Source organism: Okeania sp. SIO3B5 (assembly GCF_010692555.1).
Lineage (GTDB): Bacteria > Cyanobacteriota > Cyanobacteriia > Cyanobacteriales > Microcoleaceae > Okeania.
The window spans coordinates 26,175-45,396 of sequence record NZ_JAAHHG010000005.1 but is presented as its reverse complement, the minus strand read 5'-3'; the positions used below and the strand labels follow the sequence as shown (position 1 = coordinate 45,396).

Below are 19,222 nucleotides of genomic sequence, written 5' to 3'. Positions count from 1 at the left end.
AAGCATTAAATACTAGCTTGAACTACATCTCACGGGAGCATCTTGCTCTCGCACTAGACTTATTTCCCATCACCCCACCTCCCTATCACCCCATCACCCTACTTCATCAAAACCGATAAGGATGACTAGGGGTAGAAAACTCATCATCATCAAAGGCAATGCTACCACCACCCACTGCAACTAAGTCAATTTGTTGACGATAATAATCAACACTCTTGACCTGTACTTCCACCATATCCCCTAGTCGATACTGATTACGATTTTTGCGTCCTACAAGAGTTTGTTGTCGAGAACGATATTCATACCAATCATCTTTGAGAGAGGATACATGAACTAAACCTTCTACCCTGAAACTTTCTACTGACTCAGAGGAAATTTCAATTTCTACAAAGAAACCGTAAGACTGCACCCCTGTAATCAAACCTTGGAACGTTTGCCCTGTGCGTTCCTTCATCAATCCAGTTTTAATTAATCCCTCCAGGTCTTCTTGAGCATCCTGTGCCACATTTTCTCGTTCTGTTAAATGTACAACTACTGATGTTAGTTGTGCTTCCAACTCTTGCTGTATTTCTGGAGGTAAAACATTCCAGGTTATTTTACCATGACAAGAAGAGTGACCTAGTTCCACACCCTCTTTGGAACGACTCGAACGGCGATCGCGTCCTTCATTAAATATGATATGTAAGACTCGTGAAATCAGCAGGTCAGAATATCTGGAAACTGGTGATGTACAATGAACATAACCATGTTGCAAGGCTAGGCCAAAATGGGGTTGAGCTATGGTACTGTAAATAGCAGGTTTCAAAGTGTCTTCAAGCAAATATGCCAGCACTCTTTCTGATTTTTGTGCAGTAAATTCTTCAATAAATGCTTGATAGTCAGCAGGTTGCACATCTTCTTCATCTTCTAGATATAACTCAGCTCCAAGATTACTAGCTAATTTAATAAATTCTTGAATGTCTCCTGGATCTGGAGTGTTTTGCACTCGATAAATTGCTGGAACTCCCAGTGCAGTTAAGTGACTTGCTATTGCTTGGTTCGCTAGGACAATTAATTCTGCTACCATAGCTCTAGCTGGAAATAGTTCGGGAACTATCATTGCTCCCAATTCTCCCTCATCATTGTAATAGCTTTTTTCATCTGGTAAATTTAGGTCGAAACCACCTCTTCGTAATCTTGCATTGCGGACCGCTTGACTGACATTGTTGAGTTTATTAATTGTACTCTCTATTTGTTCTGAGGGGAGGTTAACTAATTCCTCTGTGTTGCCATTGATTATTTGTTTCGTCTGTTCATAGCTAAGGTGAGCATCTACCTCGATCACACTAGGTTCAATTTCAAACTCAACTATTTGACCATTTTTATTGACCGTAATTAGGATCGATATCGCGAGTCTATCTTTTTCTGGTAGTAAAGAACAGTAATCACTTGATACGATCTTTGGCACAATAGGAATTACTGTATCCCGCAGGTATATGCTGATACTCCGCTTACGAGCTTCCTTGTCTAGTTGTGACTCTGGCTTAATAAAGTATGCTACATCAGCAATATGAACTCCCACTCGCCAATAACCGGAGGAAGTGGTTTCTATACTCAGAGCATGGTTAATGTCTTTCTTATTGGCATTTCCAAAGGAAACTGTCAGCAGTTCGCGCAAGTCTAATCTATTTTTTTGATCGGCCTTGGTGGAGTGCTTAACCAAAGACTCAGCTTCTGCGATCGCAGCATCAGAAAAAGACCGAGGCAAGTCATGTTTACAACATACTATATCCATATCGTCTGCTGCTTCTGCATCTGAACCGAGAATTTGAACCACTTTTCCTATGGGACGTTTTTCTCCCAGGGGATAGCGCAATACTTCGACATGGACGAGGTGATCGATGGCATTTGCTAGATCGGCATTTTCTGGTATTAAGTCTATTTCAAATAGTAAGCGATCGTCTAGGGGAACTGCCCGATAATAGGGTTCCCCATTATGTCCATTTATCTGTTTAATTCTGGCTAATAAGGAGGGGTTAGCACGTTCTAAGATTAATTTTACTTCTCCTTCTGGACTCCGACGACGACTGCCTTCTTTGATGATTTTGACTAAGACGCGATCGCTATTCCAGGCGTTACTCAGATGACTTTCCCGGATATAAATATCTTCAGTTCCTTCTGAGTCTTGTATGGCGAAGCAAAATCCTTTACTGGAACAGCGCAGTTTTGCTTCTACAACAGACTCTTCAAGCAGTCGTCTATAACGACCTTTATCTTTGGCTAAAACTCCTATTTTTTCTAGAGCATCCAAAACAATTTGTAATTTATGGATACTTAGATCGTCTTGACAATCTAGTTTTTTCTCCACTGCTTTAGGAGCAACTAACTTGTCTTCGCTAAAGTTTGCTAGCAGTGTAGCGATGGAAAATTTCATGCAGCGTTTTATCCTTTTTTTTATCGGTTCAGCTATCTTAGTAAAGTAGTCTGCCTTGACTGTCTCACCTTGATAGTTGTAAATCAGCTTTCCTTAGTTAAATGCTTAATGGCCCTCTTAAGCTAATTTTGGCAAGACATTTACTGAGTAGAGTTATTTCATCGTAGACAAAACCGCCCAGCTATCTAGTATTTACCACTATCTTTGCTACTTTTTGTGAATGTATTAGGATAAATGGCTTGTACTTTTTTGTCTTCACCCTAGTTTATGGAAAACTTATTCTGTGACGTTCTCCCTCGTTAAGCTAGCGCTATAACGAGGGCTTCCCTCCCTCACGGAAAAGGGCTTCCTGCTTCCAAGGTTGAGTATCCTCTTCACCTCCACAGGCAGCAACGATGAGACCCACCGCCGTTTCAAACTGTCCAGTTATGTATTCACCTAGCTACCTTCTGTGATTTTACCGACAAATCGGAAATTACTAGGACTTCACCAGTTGAACCCCATATCTTGAGTTGTCTCGGTCCTGAAGTCAGGTGCGTATTACCGCTACTTGATTTGGGGGTTAATTGTAGCATAATTGAAGCTACTTTACTGTAGAGATGAGTTTTTTTGCAGGTTGCGCCCTGCCCTCCCGTTAAATCGGAGATTATAACGGGAGACCAAGAGCGACATTTAGCTGTTCGGGCGAGAAGCCCCACGTCATAATCTCCGATTTGACGATGGGATGAATCGCCAGTAGAATGATTAATGTAGGTCAAGTTAAACACAAGAGCTCAAGCCGCCTACAAACTGAACCTAGACAACTGAAAGTATGGGGTTTTACAAGGAATTGTGCAGAAATTGCAGCCGCCACTTGTATGTAAAACTTTCAAGGAAAATAGGTAGAGCGAGATTTTTCTACTCCTTCTCCGGTGGGGCAGCACGGGGAAGTAAAACCAAAGCTCGTGAAATGTCCGCCGGGTTGCCGGGAGTCAACGAGAAGCCCGCGCTATAATCTCCGATTTAGCGACGGGAGCTGTCACTTGGATTTCCCTTTTCCTAATTCAGCCATATCATAGTTTGTCTTGACTACTCCCCGGACTTAAGTCACGGAGATTCTAAGTTGATACTACGCAACACCGGTAAATCCATGTTGCTTCGTTTTTTCGCGCGCTGACCAAAGATATACTCTTTGGGGACAATTTCCGCGGTGCCCCTACACAGTCGGCTTAAGTTTAAACCTAGCTTTCTGCTTACTTTTGTGATGATATTTGCAGCCCCATTACAGTCTGCATTAATACACCAATTATTACCTTTTCTATACAAACCACGCTTTATTCTCTTTCCTGACGGTTTCCAATCATTGGGTTTCTCACCATATTATGTAGATTGTCACCATCTAAAAATGAAGCAATACTTGTATAACTTTCCTCGGTCAAATAAAATACTTCGGATTAAAATCCGACTTCTCGCCTTTCATCCATCGCTTAAAAGACGATGGCTTTCATGCTCCCATGTTATTTAGGTAATTTACCTTTTTAGATAAATTGTTTAATGGCCACAACTTTTGAGTTAGCTATGAACTTATCCTATCCTAGAATATCTTTAAATTATTTTTTTGGCAAAGGTAATTGAAATGGCTCTGGGTTTTGAGCAAATGTATTAAACTGGACTTTTAACTCGATCTAGGTTTCACTAAGTAGACAATTATGTTAGAACGTTTTCGAGCTTGTTACCCCACAGGTTGCTTAATCTCTGAGTTAATTACTATCCATAATGGTAAGTATGTGGTTCGTGTCCTAGTGCAGGTTAATGGTCAAACTTTGGCCAGTGGATTAGGGGCGGCTGATACTGTGGAGTTGGCAGAAGACCAAGCTAGAAAGCGATCGCTTGCCATTCTTCCACTGGATAAATCTATTTCTACACCTAAAAGTTCTGTTCAAATTTATCCTACTCAATCTGTTAGTCCTCCCATACCACAAACTGACACTTATATCAACACTTCTTTAGAAAAAGAGATAGATATAGAGGAAGTACCAGCAGCAATATCGAATTTAGATACTAAGGAGGTTTTTGATAGTTCAACTACTTCGTCTGAGTTGGAAGAATCAGAAATTTATACCTCGGTGGAAAAAGAGAAATTACAGATAGTAGAATCTAGTATTAACTATGATGATATTCCCGATCTTATTCAAAGTTCGAGTGGATTTGATAATAGTTGGTTAAATACTGACTATGGTACGGAGCAGGAGGAGGAAAAGATTGATGAGACGACAGAAACATTAATAAATTCTGGAAATAATAATGATATAGATAGTGAAATAACTACAGCAGAATCTATAGATTCGTCAGTAGAAATAGCTCAATCGATTGATACTACTGAGGAAAATCATTCACTAAATACATCATACGATGTATCTGATGATAATGTTAAAATAGATATTTTGATTGATAGTTTATCCTGGACTAAAGAAAAGGAACAAGATTTTCTAGAACAGAATTATCATCAAAAAACACGTCAATTTTTAACAACGGAAGAATTATTTAATTTTCATCAATATTTAGATGTCTTGCTTAAGGTTACAAAGGAAAGTAAGAGTCAGGGATGGAAGCTTAAACAACAAAAAGATTATTTAGAATATAGTCATAACAAAGAATCTTTGGAACAATTAAGTGTAGATGAGTTACAAAGCTTTTTGGAGTATTTAGAAGTATTTGGTAAAACTACCAATGAAATTAAACGTTTGGGTTGGAATTCAACAAAAGGAAAAACTTATCTCAAAAAAAACTATGGAGAGGAAGGGCGTACCCGTCTTTCCTATGAACAATTGCAAGATTTCTTACAAAATTTAGAGAAGTTAGATACGCCTTGAAGAAGGAAGAAAGAAGTTCAATAATGGATAATTGATAATGGATAATTGATAATTACCTCTCCCTAAAAGCTATGCATTATCAGCAAAATTCTTTACAAAAGTGTATAATGCCTATTATCAAAAGCTTACGAGCATTTTGTTGGTTTTATTGATTTGACAAATTGACTAACTTGTGTACTCCTAAAAGCTGTTTTTTGTCGTTGCGATCACAACGACACTAGGAGCTTTCAGACTTTAATACATCAAATGATATTTTTGTCAAGTTTTATGTTAAGTAAAGATGTTTATAAAGCATAGCCCTAAAAGGAAGAGGATTGAATAAAAGGAAAATTTTTTCTTGTTTCTCCTTAAAAAATTGGTTAAGAATTAGAGGGGTTACGGTTATAAACTTGGTCAATTAAGCCGTACTCCATTGCTTCTGTAGCTGACATAAAAAAGTCTCTTTCTGTATCTTCCACAATTTTTTCTATGGGTTGACCTGTGTGGTCTGCTAAACAGTCATTCAGATATTTTTTGAGGTATAAAATCTCCCTAGCTTGAATTTCAATATCTGTAGCCTGACCCTGTGCTCCACCTAATGGTTGGTGAATCATAATTCGGGCGTGGGGTAGACTCATTCTTTTGCCTTTTGTTCCTCCACTGAGAAGAAATGCTCCCATACTGGCAGCTATTCCCATACAAATAGTACAGACATCGGGGCGAACGTGTCTCATTGTGTCATAAATACCCATCCCTGCACTGACTGATCCACCAGGGGAGTTGATATACAGATAAATATCTTTTTCTGGGTCTTCTGAATCTAAATATAATAATTGGCCGACGATTAGGTTGGCCAGATCGGAATCTATGGCTTCTCCTAGATATATTATGCGATCGCGTAGAAGTCTAGAATAAATATCGAAGGCTCTTTCGCCACGGCCAGATTGTTCAATAACGGTTGGAATCATATTTTTTAAGTCAAAAGTTAAATGTCAAAATTTTTGGCATTAATATATCTTAGCGATTCTGGTTTAACTTTAGCAAATTTATTAGGAAGTCAAGTAGGGTTTATTGGTATTCAGGCATAATTTAACCAGACAATTGCACAGAGAAAATAGTTGATAATTTGTTTAATTTTTATTCTTATTTTGACAATATTTAGGGTTTGCGTATGGAAAGTTTTTTTGCTGGGGTAGGAGACAGGAGAAATGAGAATGAGCGAAGAGGTAGGATTCATTAATGGATAATGGATAATGGATAATTACTTCTGGTTAAAACCGTTCTTGATTGAACATAAGGAAATATTATTTATTTATTTTCCCCTTGAAAGGGGAGGCAGAGTAATCTGAATTATTTAATTAATAATGATTAATGATGAATTATTAATGATGAATTATTAATTATTAGGCAAGAATTATCCCTTGATTTTTCTACCCAACTATGCGCCTAAAATACGCTCCTTTTGGAGCATGAAGAGCTGAAAACTAGGTACTTTTTTATGATCCAAAAATGCTAAAGTCTTTATATTTAAATGCTTTTATATTTAATCAGCAAGCCCTATTTAGAGATATTTTTCAGTTAAAAATTAAAAGTTTTTGACATTAATGTATTAATGGCGACTATGGTTTAAATTTAGCTAATTTTTTGGAAATCAAGGTAGAGTTTATGGTAGTTATGCATAGTAATAGTATATTTAACAATACAGTTCAGTTAAGGATTTTTTTTGCAGTTATGTAATCTCAAAAGCTACTCTAATGGTTCCATACCTTATGAGTTTTTGCCTGACATGAACTGTAGAGACTTTAAACCTTAATTAGGGCTTGCTGATTAAATCTTAAACTTTTTACAGATAAATGTTTTAGCCTTTTTAGGTACTAATAAAATACTAGCTTTTAGGTGGTAATGGTTCAAAAATCTAGGATTTTCAGCAAGATAGGGGAAGAAAACCAAGGGAAGATTTTTCTGGCTACCTCTTCTATAATTCTCATTACTCCTGTTTGCGGAGCATTCCGTAGGAAATTCACCGATTCTGAATTGCAGGATTGCTGAATTCTGGCTCCTCCCCTGACAAAAATACTTTTTCAGCAAGCCTTAATTATTCGGTAAATTCTCGGATTATTTCATTGTTTAACTATCTCAATACCTCGTTTTTCAATAATTATATTTGTACTACTTTTAGATTGCTAGATCGACTAGGTTAAAAATTTGGTGTAAGTTATGAATATATCAACCTATCTATTGACTGTGATAAATTCACTTAGGTCTGAATCTATGATGTTTTTAATTTCCATAAAATTCTCTTCTATAGTTTCTATAAACAAGATGCCAAAGATAGGATATTGTTTGTAATCTATCCTTCTTAATTCTATGGGTTTTTCAAAATTTTCTAGCAATTTATCATAATTAAATAATGTAATTTCGCTGACATTTTTTCCACTAGAGTTATCTAATATAACCATACTAAATAATTTTCTCTCTTGCCCTTGAATAACTTTGTACCAATCTGGCTTTTTTTGATAGTAAAAATATAAGTATGGGTTAATGCCATAAGCCAAGAAAGATAACTCTGCGGTAGTACAAAAACCACCAAATCGAATGGGATTTACTTCAATAGGTAATAAAATACCATTATTATTTCTTCTCAACTCAATATGTACTGGAAAGTTTTTGACTCTAGCCAAGTTACCAATTTTTTCGAGAAAATTTGTAAATTCGTCAAGGTTACTTTCAATAATTTCTTTCGATGAACAATAAACTCTGTCACTGAAACTATTGGCTGAAGAGAATAGATGCTTAAAAATTCCTAGGATAACTGGTTCGCCAATGGAGTTATAATAAGCATCAACAGCAAATTCTTCTCCATCGATATATTCTTCAATCATAAATGAATTGGTGTTCAATACACATTCAGGATACAAGTTTCTAGTTGGAGCTATTTCTTTTGTGATTAAATCGATAGTTTTCAGCCATTCTGAGTAACTGGAAACTTTATAAATTTTCTGACTCTCAATACCAATTGTTGGTTTGATAACAAATGGTAGTGGAATTTTATCAAATTCAATTCTTTTTAGGTCTTTTTTAGGTATCTCTCTGAAGTAGAAGTTAGGAAAGATTGATTGTGTTAGCTTCCGAAATTTCAACTTATTCTTGAATAGCTCTATTTTTTCAGGAATATCGCTGAAATGTAAATGTTTTGATATCCAATGATAAGAATTTTCAGAGGTAGTGTAAATAGTTGGATTATCTAATTCCTTAACTATCTCAATTGCTCGTTCTTCAGTAATTATATTTGTGCCACTATAAAGGTTCATTTTTTGAGCTATATCTGTACCTACTACAGGAATAGCGTTATCTCTGACAGTAGCTTTGAAAAATTCTGAGATGTATGGTTTATCTACAAAGAACATAGTCAATTTTTGAAATATAAAACAGCAATTATGTTTTCTGATAGTTGCAGATATAACTAGGGCTTGCGCTCAAAAGTCTTTTTGTTGAGGTAGGAGTCAGGAGACAGCTATACTGGAGACAGGAGTTAGGGGAATTATAGAAGAGATAGTCGTAAAAATTGTCCCAAGATTGTTCTGCCTAAGTTTGCCTAAAATACTATCTTTTTGAGGGTTTTTAACTAAAATAGGCGCACTGCAATTCGCTCCTAAAACTGCTCAAACCAATATAAATCAATACTTTTATAATTAATCAGCAAGCCCTAACTATAATCTGGCATTAAACAAATTGGTAAGCATTCCAGCCGTCAGCTATTAGCTATCAGCTATTAATTTTGGAGAAGGTAAAATAATTGAGAAATTGAAACAGAATAAAAGTTACCATTAAAGTCTCTTACCTAAACCTCAAAAGTAATGAATAATTACGAATAAGGTTAATTGATGAACTTTTACCAATATTTTTAATTCTTTGGAACCTCTCAATTGCTTTTTCCTATTTTAAAGGTAATAAAGCTAATAGCTGACCACTAAATGCTTAACTAAATTTGGAGATTTTCGTTTACTAAAAAATAAGGTTTAAAACCCCCCCTTTTAATTTTAAGGGGATGAAAAAAATATTCAATTCAGTATTTCAAGCCACCGAATTGAGTCGGAGGTACTGATAACTGATAACTGAAATGACCCTATCAAATCATCTTGAAAGTTTATCCTAACTCTAAGCTAGTCACACCAAAAATATTTGTCCAATCAATATTTGGTTCTAGACCGGAATACATTCTGACACATTCAAAAACACATTGCATTTGATAATTTTCAACTAAAGTAACTGCCTGTTTATTAATATCGGGAACGTCAATATAAACATTTTGATTATCCGAATAACTACACAAAGCTAAAAATAACTTTTCTGCTATTTCTTGGTTTTCGGCAAATATAGGACCTATCCTAAATCCTGCTTTTGCTTTTCTAATAACCCCATAACCAACTAAATTTCCATCATTAATTATTCCATAACCTTTACCATTTGATTGATTAATCCATTCTTTGAGAAAATCATGACGATCAGCAGGAAAATAAAGGCGATCGTAATCACAAAGTTTCTCAAAATTAATAGTCTTTAATTCTTTGACATCTTGAGATATTTCACCAGGAATTATTCCTTGATAACGCAGATGACTATGAGTAGTTTTAAAACCAGATTTACGGTAAGTATTAACTTGTTCCAAAACAGCATCTAAAGCAGCAGGTTGATTATTAATTAACTTGAAAGCTTCCTGCCAAGTTTTTAAGCCAAATCCTTTTTTTCTCCATTCAGGTCTGACAAGATAAATACCAATAAAATTAAATTTTTGACTATATCTAACTACAGAAATACAACTTATTGGTTCCCCGTTTAATTCTCCAATTAAAAAACCTTGAGGGTCAGCTACATAAAAGTTATTAGCATCATCAATTCCAGGATTCCATCCTTCATCAGCAGCCCAACTTATAACTAATTTTAAGTCAGCTAGAGTCATTGGACGGACTATGAAATTATCTTGGTCAATGTTCATTTTCAAATCTGTTTATATTTAATTAAAAATATCAGGACTTATCGAATAATTAAGCTTTAAAGCCTCTCATTTAAAGGAGAAACCAAAAGTCTTTTAGTAGGGGTAGGAAGCAGGAAAAATGGGAATTTATAGTAGGTAGAAGTAAGAATTGCCCCAAGATTGTTCTGCCAAACTATGCGCCTAAAATATGCTCCTTTTTAAGTGTTTTATACCCATTCTCAAAAATAATTCGTAAGCATTCAGCTATTAGCTGTCAGCTAGCCTCCTACGGAGGAACTGCGGACTTCAGCAACAAGACTCTCTTCTTAAGGAATGTGGGTTTAAATTAACAACTGACTTTAAGGGTAAGGGAGGAAAATTTTGTAGTAAGACAATTAATAAAGCTTTTATCCTAAACTAAAAGTAATAGCTGATGGCTGATGGCTGACGGCTGAATGCTTACAATAATTCTATACTTCCAATGCGACTTCAGTTATTAAGTAATAATAATAATTCAGTAATGAATGTAGAAGATTATCGGCATTAACCAAGAATATCTTATACCTTTAAACCCTACTCCCTACTCCATATTTATTAAACTTTAAGAAACCAACTACGACGATACATTAAATCAGAAATTACCCACCAAAATAACACATTAACAATAGCAAAAATCAAAGAACCATTAAATGAACCAGCCCAAGATTGGAAAAACTGTTCATATATCCATGTCTTAATACTAGGAGAACTTTCAACCATACTAATTTTGTTATAAATCATTAGTCTAGCTAAAAATCCAGAGGCTACAAATATCAATATGGCATTTAATCCCATCACTTCAAATGGATGTCCCCATTTTTGCCAACCTCGGACTTCCATCGCCTCATAACAAACAGCTAATAACAGTAAGGCCCATCCGCAGGTAAATATTACATAGGAACTTGTCCATAAAGCTTTATTGATGGGAAAAAATAGTCCCCAAATATATCCTACTACTAAACAGCTAAGGCCGAAAATGACCAGATTTAAGCTAGTGCGACTTTTGGTTGGTTGATGCTTCAGCCATTCTCCTATAAAGTAACCAATCAAAACGGTTACTACAGCAGGTAAAGTGCTAAATAGACCTTCTGGATCGTATGGTTTTCCCGCCCACAAATGTTGTTGGGTAAGAATGAGGCGATCGATATAAGCACCAAGATTTCCTTCTGGGGAAAGATCGCCAGGGCCATAACTAGGAACAGGTATTAATTGCATGGCTATCCAGTATCCAATTAGTAGTGCAGCGGAAAGCCAATAAAGTTGTTTTCTAGAAATGTTAAGGATAGCGATCGCTGCAAGGAGGTAGGCTAAACTAATACGTTGCAATACTCCCATAATTCTAATATTAGCTAAGTCATAATTAGGAAAGCCATTTAGTAGTAAACCTAAGAGGAAAAGTATGAAGCATCGCTGTAAAATTCGCCGATAAATTTGTGGAGTTACTTGTTTTTTTTCGGTGTATTTTGACAGGGAAAAAGTCATTGCTATACCTGCGATAAATAAGAAGAAGGGAAATACTAAATCTGTGGGTGTACAGCCATGCCATTTTGCGTGAAGTAAGGGTGGATAAACATGATTCCAACTGCCAGGGTTATTAACAAGAATCATACTGGCAATAGTAATGCCACGAAATACGTCGAGAGATTTTAAGCGCATTTGGATAATGGATAATGGATAATGGATAATGGATAATTTTAAAGATATAGCAATCCTATTTTATTCGTGTCAAAAATCTTACTACTTTTTCAGAATAGGTCTGAAGGCAATAGTTAATAAGTAAAAGTTTCGGAGTTTATTTCTCGTTTTTGAATTGTGACAACATAAGCGCAGATTACTATAGTTTTCATGATCAATCAATTATTAATTATTAATTAGTAAGCATTCAGCAGTCAGCCAGCCTCCTACCGGAGGAACTGCGGACTTCAGCTAATAGCTGTTTGCGCAGCATTCCGGAGGAAATGCTTACATTAATTATTCATTATTAATTATTCATTATTCATTAATTTAAGGTACCTCTTTGTCATATAAATCAAACTTTTGTGGTGTTCCATTCAAGTCAGAGATAAATTTTTTATATAACTCTTGATTACCATTTTCTACATCCCAGACTTCATCTACCCAGGTGAGTAAAAAAGCTTCGGTTTGATTAATTTCACCATCATCTTTTGTAAAAGATCCCTTACGCAATCTTTCTCTCACGCGATCGCTACTAGAGAGGAGATGGTCTAAAATATCTTTGGATACAAAATCTAACTTATTTTCCATCTGTGGGTAAACTTCAAGAACTTCTTTGATTAGGAGGTCGAATATTTCTTTGTGAGTGAGTTTTGCCATAATTAGGACTGTTTTTAATTACTTTTGTTTAAAATAAGTTTTTTGGGGAGGCTTTACCTATATCTTTGTCTTTTTTTAAGATTCAACAAACTGGGTTATTTTGCTTTACTCTCGTTGTTAATGCTATTTAAAATCTCAAAATATGTAATTAATTTTGCATAGGTACTTAATTATTTTATGTAAGCATTCAGCCGTCAGTTATCGTAAGCATTCAGCCGTCAGCCATCAGCTTTCAGCTATTGCTTTTATCCTAAACTAAAAGCAATATTTAATTGTCTTACTGCAAAAGTTGTCTCCCTTGCCTTTAAACTCAGTTGTTAATTTAAACACTATTCTTAAGGAGATACTCTTGTTGCTGATAGCTGACAGCTAATAGCTGAATGCTTACCAGTTATCAGCTATCAGAAGAGTGCTTTGATCACTCACTAAAAGCAATATTTAATTAAGCTAGAAAAATCTGACTAAAAGTCAGTTCCAAAGTCTATATTCATTTAAAACTTGTCCTTAAGCACAAGGTATTATTGCTGAAGTCCGCAGTTCCTCCGGAGGAGGCTAGCTGAAGTCCGCAGTTCCTCCGGTAGGAGGCTGGCTAATAGCTGAATGCTTACTATTTTATTATTGATATTCAGTAACTATTATATTTTTTTATTGAGATAATTTTAAGTTTTCATATTGCTAGATAAATATGTTGATTTATGATTCAAAAAAAGCTATAATTAAGTAACTAATAAAAAAATATTTAAGTCAATAACAATAATTAGAACTTAAGAATTATTCTTTTTGGAAAAGGTGAATTTGATTATGGCTAGTAATAAAACTGGTATTCAATGGACGGATAAGAGCTGGAATCCTACGACAGGTTGTGACAAAGTTAGTCCTGGTTGTACTCATTGTTATGCAGAAGCAATTACAAAACGTTTTACTAATAATTTTCCTGAAGGATTTGCTTTAAAACTTCATCCTGAGCGTTTGAAACAACCTCTAAGTTGGCGTACTCCTAGCCGAATTTTTGTTAATTCAATGAGCGATATTTTCCATGAGGATGTTCCTATTTATTTCATCAAACAAGTCTTTGAAATAATTGGCAAAACCCCTTGGCATATTTATCAAATTTTGACGAAAAGACATGAACGTTTAGTCGATCTAGCACCTCAATTAGAATGGCATGAAAATATTTGGATGGGTGTATCAGTGGAAAGTCAAGATTATGTTCATCGCGTCGATTATTTACGACAAGTACCTGCTAATGTGAAATTCCTTTCTTGTGAACCACTTTTAGGCAATTTACAACTTAATTTAACAGATATTGACTGGGTGATTGTAGGTGGTGAATCTGGCAATAAATATCGTCCTATGAAAGAGGAATGGGCAAAAAATATTTGTGAACAATGTCAAGGTTCTAATGTAGCTTTTTTCTTTAAACAATGGGGAGGTAGAACTCCTAAAGCTTTAGGCAGAATTTTAGATGAAAAAGTTTGGGATGAGATGCCAGAAGTGTGGGAAAAACACCGTCAGCTTTGGAAAAAAATTCCTGTTCAATCAAGAAAAATTGTGAAAAAAAATACCTTTATTTCCGCGGGAAAGTCACTTTAACATGATTGGCAAATGTAAGCTTGCCTTTCCTTTTTTGTCGTTGACTACCTGGGGGATATACAACAATTTTACCTTTCTCTTCTAACAACAAAAGAGCATCTTTGTAATTCCGCTCAATGTATGGTTTACCAACATGGTGTTGCTCATAAACTTGAAGCATTGTCATAGTCTGACCCGCAAATTCATCAAGCAACATATCTTCTAATTTGTTAATTGGTTGTGAGTCAAATAATGAAAGCTGAACAGGTTTTTGGTCATGTTGAAAAGACGGTACACCTTGAAGCAAAATAGAGCTTTTTTTTGCCATAATATCTTTCATAATAGAATGACCTCGATTATTCTTAGATACAAAAATAAGATAATGGCTAGTTCGGTTTATATCTTCCTTTTTAAAACAAAAATGTTGAAAATAAGAACCTCCAACTCTTTGTAAAGCATCACCAATGGCCTGAACAATTTTTGACTCTCGTTTATCTGGTTGTAAATTGAGGATTTGTTCTCTAAGTAAATTGGCTTGCTCTATACCAAATAGTTCGTTAATATGGGTTTCAACTCGTGGGTTATTTAATCCTGAATTAATCCGATTGTAGTTAAAGAAAAATATACAATCACACCCCCAACCTGCAATTGCTGAACTAATGAGTTGAAGAGATAAACCTTTGTAACCCCATGGATCGATAAAAGATAGTGTAGGTATATTTGGAAATACTTGAACAACTTCTGTTCCTATTTCTGTATTTAATACTTGTGGTTTATGCTTCAACATTTTTATGTTTGGTAGAGAATTTATTGCTTGTTGAAGTGAATCTGTATTATCAGAGTTTTTATCGTTAAAAATAGTAATTAACTTTTCTCGCATATCTACATCAGCAATAGCACGTTCTAAAATTAGTAATGGTGTAGATTTTGAACCATCTTGATAATGACCAGGCCCAGAAAACAAATCGATATATGCAATATTTTTTCCCCTTTTTTTCGCTTGTGGTATTATGACCTTTGCCCAAGCCCAAAAATATTTAGCTACAATTTCAGCTTTTACTAAAGATGTTTCTTTAAACTCATCAAAAAAAGAATTATTTGTCATATTTCTACACTTTAAAAATATCTATAGCAATCCTATTTTATTTGTGTATAAAAATCTTACTACTTTTAGGGAACAGGGAACAGGGAACAGGGAACAGGGAACAGGGAACAGATGGGAGTTTCAGTTTTTTTTATCTACTTTTTGATTTGTCACAACTTATTGAGGATTGCTATAGTAATTATCGATCTATTTTAATCTTCATTTAGATATTGTTGTCATTGATAAAATTAAGTTTTTGTTAAAACAAGACAATTTTAGGCTAATAGTATTCTAGGTTATTTAAAGAAAGACTGAATTAATTCAATATTTTATTCAATTCAATTTTGAACATTATTCAAAAATCGAATGGGTGCATCTCAATGCGTGAATAAAGCCAAAAAGTTATTGCTTTTAGGGAACACCGGAGCTGGGAACAGGGAACAGGGAATATATAGGAAAAAAGTATTTTTGCAAATATGAGATGCACCCAATCGAATCCTATTTACTATTTCAAAATTACTGAAGAATTAAGATTTAAAGCCTCTCCTTTAAAGGATAAAAAAGCGGTTGAGGGATGGCGAGGTCTCCTCGCAATATCCAATCGACAAAGAGAAGAAAAAATTTTCCTTCAGTGTCAATTCTCTTCTTTTCAAGAAGAGGTAATTGTTAATTAGGGCTTGCTGATTAAATCTAAAAGCATTGACATATAAAAGATTTAGCCTTTTTGGAGCCTTTAAAAAGTACCTGGTCTCACGTCTAACACGCTCAAAAAGTTAGTATTTTAGGCGCATAGTTGGGCAGAAAAATTCAGGGACAAAACTTAGCTCCTAACTTCCTCGCTCATTCCCATTTCTCCTGTCTCCTGTCTCCTGTCTCCTACCCCAGCAAAAAGACTTTCCATACGCAAACCCTAATTATTAATTATTAATTATTAATTATTAATTATTGAACAGCCTAATATTAGTACAAGGATAAAAATATGAACAGAGAACAAAGAAGAAAAGCAGCCAAAAATAAAAGTCAAAAACCACTAAAAAATAATCTCCCAGAAAATTCCCTATCTTATGCTTTGTCTTTTCACAAAAGCGGGCAACTACAAGAGGCAAAAGTTATCTATGAAAAAATTATTCAGTCGGAACCAAATAATTCTCAAGCCTTAAATTATCTGGGCGTACTTAAAGCACAAATGGGAAATAATAACAGCGCTATAAGTTTAATAAATCAAGCTATTAATCTAGAACCGAATAATTTTGGATACCTAAATAATCTCGGTAATACTTATCGCGCCTCTCAACAATTAGATAATGCTATTGACTGTTATAAACGGGCAATTCAACTAAATCAAAACTCTGCTGACTCTCACCTAAACTTGGGAATTGCTTTGACAGAAAAAGGAATCATAGAAGAGGCGATCGCTACCTTACAAAAAGCTTTAACTATTAATCCCAATCATCCGCGAGTTAATATGACTCTGGGGGATATATTTCAAACTCAAGGGAAGTTAGATGAAGCAATATCTTCTTACATAAAAGCTATTTCTATAGTTCCCAATAATTTTGATGCTCTATCATCTTTAGGTATGGCATTTTACCGTCGTGGCAACCTCAAAGAATCACAAAAAGCTTATCAACAAGCACTAGAAATTAATCCCCATTCCACAGAATGTTTGACTAATATTGCTGCTACTTTTTATGAGCAGGGAAGAATTGATGTTTCCGAAGCTTGTTATCAAGCAGTTATCGATCTAATTCCTACTTCTGCTGGTGCTTATATCAATCTAGGTTTTCTGTTAAGTCAACAAGAAAAATATGAGGAAGCTATTAAATGTTATAACTCAGCATTGAAACACAATAAAAATTCTATTCATGCCATGGCAGGTTTAGCAGAAATTTTAGGGAAACAATCTCATTGGGAAGAAGCAATAAAGCTATATCAGAAAATTCTTAAACATAATTATAATTCTGCTGATACTTATGCACAATTAGGAATAGCATTGCGAGAAATAGGTAAATCTGAAGAAGCGATCGCTAAATTTGAAAAAGCTATAAATATTAATCATAGACATATTAAAGCTTATGCTCATCTGGGTTTAGCTCTGCAAGATGTAGGTAAAAAATCTGAAGCTGAGTCAATTTTTGACTGTTCACAATTAGTAGCTAAATACCAATTTACGGATATAGAAGGATGGGAGAATTTGGCAGCTTATAATAGTGACTTGAAAAATTACATTGTTCGACATCCTACTCTTTTAAAAGATCGGCCAGGTAAACCAATAAATAGAGGTAGTCAAACTTACGAAATTTTTACAGATAATACTCCTGTAATGGCAGCACTAAGCAGAAAAATTAATAGTTCTCTCCATGATTATTTTGGTCGTTTTATTGATAACTCTAATTATCAATTTTTCCAGAATTTACCCTCAGACTGGAAGCTCAGTGGTTGGGCAGTTATTTTAGAGTCAGAAGGATTTCAAAACTCTCATATTCATCCTGAAAGTTATTGCAGTGGCGTTTATTATATTCAAGTTCCTAATAGTGTAAAAGAAAATTATGGGTCTGGTTACTTAAATTTTGGTACTTCTTTTCCCTCAGAGCAAGAGATAGAAAATCAAAAGAAATATCTAATTCAACCAGAAGCAGGATTATTAGTAATTTTTCCTTCCTATTTTTGGCACTCTACTATTCCATTTACTGGAAATAGTGAACGAATTTGTATTTCATTTAATTTGATTCCTCTAGATAGTAGTTCATTAATGGATAATGGATAATGGATAATGGATAATTACCTCTCCTTTATCCTGACTCTTAACTACTCCCTACTCCCTACCTCAACAAAAAGACTTTTTCAGCAAACCCTAATTATTAATTATTCGGTAAATCAAAATATGAGGCTTGGGCAAATACTTCATCTTCTTTTCTCTGAGAGTAAGAAATGGGAAATCAAGAGAAATATAAGTTGAGAATAGAAATGGGATTATGGGTAATTTTTCCTTGTTATTTCTGGTACTCTACTATTTCATTTACTGGAGAGAGTAACCGAATTTATATTTCATTTAGTTGGAGTCCTTGAGATAGATGAAATTATCTGAAGTTTGGGTAAATACTAATCATCTATTAGGAGCGAGTTTAAATATCAATAAATTTTCCTTATGCGCTCTACTATTCTATTTACTGGAGATAGTGACCGAATTTGTATTTCATTTAATTTGATTCCTCTAGATAGTAGTTCATTAATGGATAATGGATAATGGATAATTACCTCTCCCTAAAAGCTATCCCTTATTTAGTAATGAGTAATTACTTCTCAGGTTTAGTCCGGGGACTTTGCCAGTAACTTTTATTCTTGAGAAAGAATAAAGGTTGCTTTTATCTTCCTCAAAATTAATAGCTGTTAATGCAGTTCCTCCGCAGGAGGCTAGCTAATAGCTGACGGCTGAATACTTACTATTTAGTTGGAGTCCTTGAGACGGATAAAATTCTCTGAAGTTTGGGGAAATACTAATCATCTATTAAGGGCAAGTTTAAGAAATAAATTTTTCCTTATCCTCTCTAACAACATAATTCTGGGGTAGGTTACTGATTTTTTTTTACTTCTTTTCTCTGAGAGTAAGAAATGGAAAATTAACAGAAATATAAACTGAGACTAGAAATAGGATGATGAATAATTTTTCCTGGTTATTTTTGGCGCTCTACTACTCCATTTACTGGAGATAGCGACCGAATTTGTATTTCATTTAATTTAATTCCTCTAGATAGCAGATAGATCAAAATATGAGGTGTGGGAAAATAATTCTAGGTAGAGTCGAGTTTAAATATAAATCAATTTTCCTCATCGCCTCAAATCAAATAATTCTGGGGTAGGTTACTGAAATTTTTCTACTTCTTTTTCCCTCAGAGTAAGACATGAAAAATCAACAGAAATATCTGATTTAGCTAAAAGCAGGATAATGAGTAATTTTTCCTTATTATTTTTGG

10 protein-coding genes are annotated in these 19,222 nt (G+C 34.7%); 3 read left to right on the top strand and 7 right to left on the bottom strand.

Translation table 11 applies throughout. The features are described 5' to 3' along the window. Positions 1 to 106: 106 nt before the first annotated feature. The gene (locus F6K54_RS01225) at positions 107 to 2,413 is read right to left on the bottom strand and encodes a ribonuclease R family protein (RefSeq protein WP_293073330.1); all 2,307 of its coding nucleotides are present in this window, start codon (positions 2,411 to 2,413) and stop codon (positions 107 to 109) included. Between the two features lie 1,688 nt (positions 2,414 to 4,101). Here F6K54_RS01225 and F6K54_RS01220 point away from each other — a divergent pair. Further along, the gene (locus F6K54_RS01220; protein ID WP_293073327.1) at positions 4,102 to 5,265 is read left to right on the top strand and encodes a hypothetical protein; all 1,164 of its coding nucleotides are present in this window, start codon (positions 4,102 to 4,104) and stop codon (positions 5,263 to 5,265) included. Between the two features lie 359 nt (positions 5,266 to 5,624). On the opposite strand, the gene clpP is transcribed toward F6K54_RS01220, so the two are convergent. From clpP to F6K54_RS01195, 5 genes are all read right to left on the bottom strand, one after another. Further along, positions 5,625 to 6,212, bottom strand: coding sequence for an ATP-dependent Clp endopeptidase proteolytic subunit ClpP (gene clpP, locus F6K54_RS01215; protein ID WP_293073325.1), 588 nt, complete (start codon positions 6,210 to 6,212; stop codon positions 5,625 to 5,627). Positions 6,213 to 7,475: 1,263 nt separating this feature from the next. Then, positions 7,476 to 8,651 carry an ATP-grasp domain-containing protein gene (locus F6K54_RS01210; RefSeq protein ID WP_293073322.1) on the bottom strand — a complete coding sequence of 392 codons (1,176 nt, stop codon included), beginning with the start codon at positions 8,649 to 8,651 and terminating at the stop codon, positions 7,476 to 7,478. A 740-nt stretch (positions 8,652 to 9,391) separates the two neighbouring features. Further along, positions 9,392 to 10,240 carry a GNAT family N-acetyltransferase gene (locus F6K54_RS01205; protein ID WP_293073319.1) on the bottom strand — a complete coding sequence of 283 codons (849 nt, stop codon included), beginning with the start codon at positions 10,238 to 10,240 and terminating at the stop codon, positions 9,392 to 9,394. A 573-nt stretch (positions 10,241 to 10,813) separates the two neighbouring features. After that, positions 10,814 to 11,914 carry an acyltransferase family protein gene (locus F6K54_RS01200; RefSeq protein WP_293073317.1) on the bottom strand — a complete coding sequence of 367 codons (1,101 nt, stop codon included), beginning with the start codon at positions 11,912 to 11,914 and terminating at the stop codon, positions 10,814 to 10,816. A 348-nt stretch (positions 11,915 to 12,262) separates the two neighbouring features. Continuing rightward, complete coding sequence (locus F6K54_RS01195; RefSeq protein WP_293073314.1) at positions 12,263 to 12,592, bottom strand: hypothetical protein; 330 nt, start codon at positions 12,590 to 12,592, stop codon at positions 12,263 to 12,265. Positions 12,593 to 13,393: 801 nt separating this feature from the next. Here F6K54_RS01195 and F6K54_RS01190 point away from each other — a divergent pair. Then, complete coding sequence (locus tag F6K54_RS01190; RefSeq protein ID WP_293073311.1) at positions 13,394 to 14,185, top strand: DUF5131 family protein; 792 nt, start codon at positions 13,394 to 13,396, stop codon at positions 14,183 to 14,185. Here the strand turns inward: F6K54_RS01190 and F6K54_RS01185 are convergent. Next, on the bottom strand, positions 14,160 to 15,269 hold the full coding sequence (locus F6K54_RS01185; RefSeq protein ID WP_293073308.1) for a three-Cys-motif partner protein TcmP: 1,110 nt from the start codon (positions 15,267 to 15,269) through the stop codon (positions 14,160 to 14,162). The two genes, F6K54_RS01190 and F6K54_RS01185, sit on opposite strands and share 26 nt — an antisense overlap. Positions 15,270 to 16,227: 958 nt before the next feature. On the opposite strand from F6K54_RS01185, the gene F6K54_RS01180 reads away from it, so the two are divergent. Next, a complete protein-coding gene (locus tag F6K54_RS01180) occupies positions 16,228 to 18,015 on the top strand; it encodes a tetratricopeptide repeat protein (protein ID WP_293073305.1) in 1,788 nt (595 codons plus the stop codon). Positions 18,016 to 19,222 lie beyond the last annotated feature (1,207 nt).

Excerpts from the sequence above, each read along its gene's own strand:
- F6K54_RS01225 (WP_293073330.1), bottom strand. The coding sequence starts at position 2,413 with ATGAAATTTTCCATCGCTACACTGCTAGCAAACTTTAGCGAAGACAAG.
- F6K54_RS01220 (WP_293073327.1), top strand. The coding sequence starts at position 4,102 with ATGTTAGAACGTTTTCGAGCTTGTTACCCCACAGGTTGCTTAATCTCT.
- clpP (WP_293073325.1), bottom strand. The coding sequence starts at position 6,212 with ATGATTCCAACCGTTATTGAACAATCTGGCCGTGGCGAAAGAGCCTTC.
- F6K54_RS01210 (WP_293073322.1), bottom strand. The coding sequence starts at position 8,651 with ATGTTCTTTGTAGATAAACCATACATCTCAGAATTTTTCAAAGCTACT.
- F6K54_RS01205 (WP_293073319.1), bottom strand. The coding sequence starts at position 10,240 with ATGAACATTGACCAAGATAATTTCATAGTCCGTCCAATGACTCTAGCT.
- F6K54_RS01200 (WP_293073317.1), bottom strand. The coding sequence starts at position 11,914 with ATGCGCTTAAAATCTCTCGACGTATTTCGTGGCATTACTATTGCCAGT.
- F6K54_RS01195 (WP_293073314.1), bottom strand. The coding sequence starts at position 12,592 with ATGGCAAAACTCACTCACAAAGAAATATTCGACCTCCTAATCAAAGAA.
- F6K54_RS01190 (WP_293073311.1), top strand. The coding sequence starts at position 13,394 with ATGGCTAGTAATAAAACTGGTATTCAATGGACGGATAAGAGCTGGAAT.
- F6K54_RS01185 (WP_293073308.1), bottom strand. The coding sequence starts at position 15,269 with ATGACAAATAATTCTTTTTTTGATGAGTTTAAAGAAACATCTTTAGTA.
- F6K54_RS01180 (WP_293073305.1), top strand. The coding sequence starts at position 16,228 with ATGAACAGAGAACAAAGAAGAAAAGCAGCCAAAAATAAAAGTCAAAAA.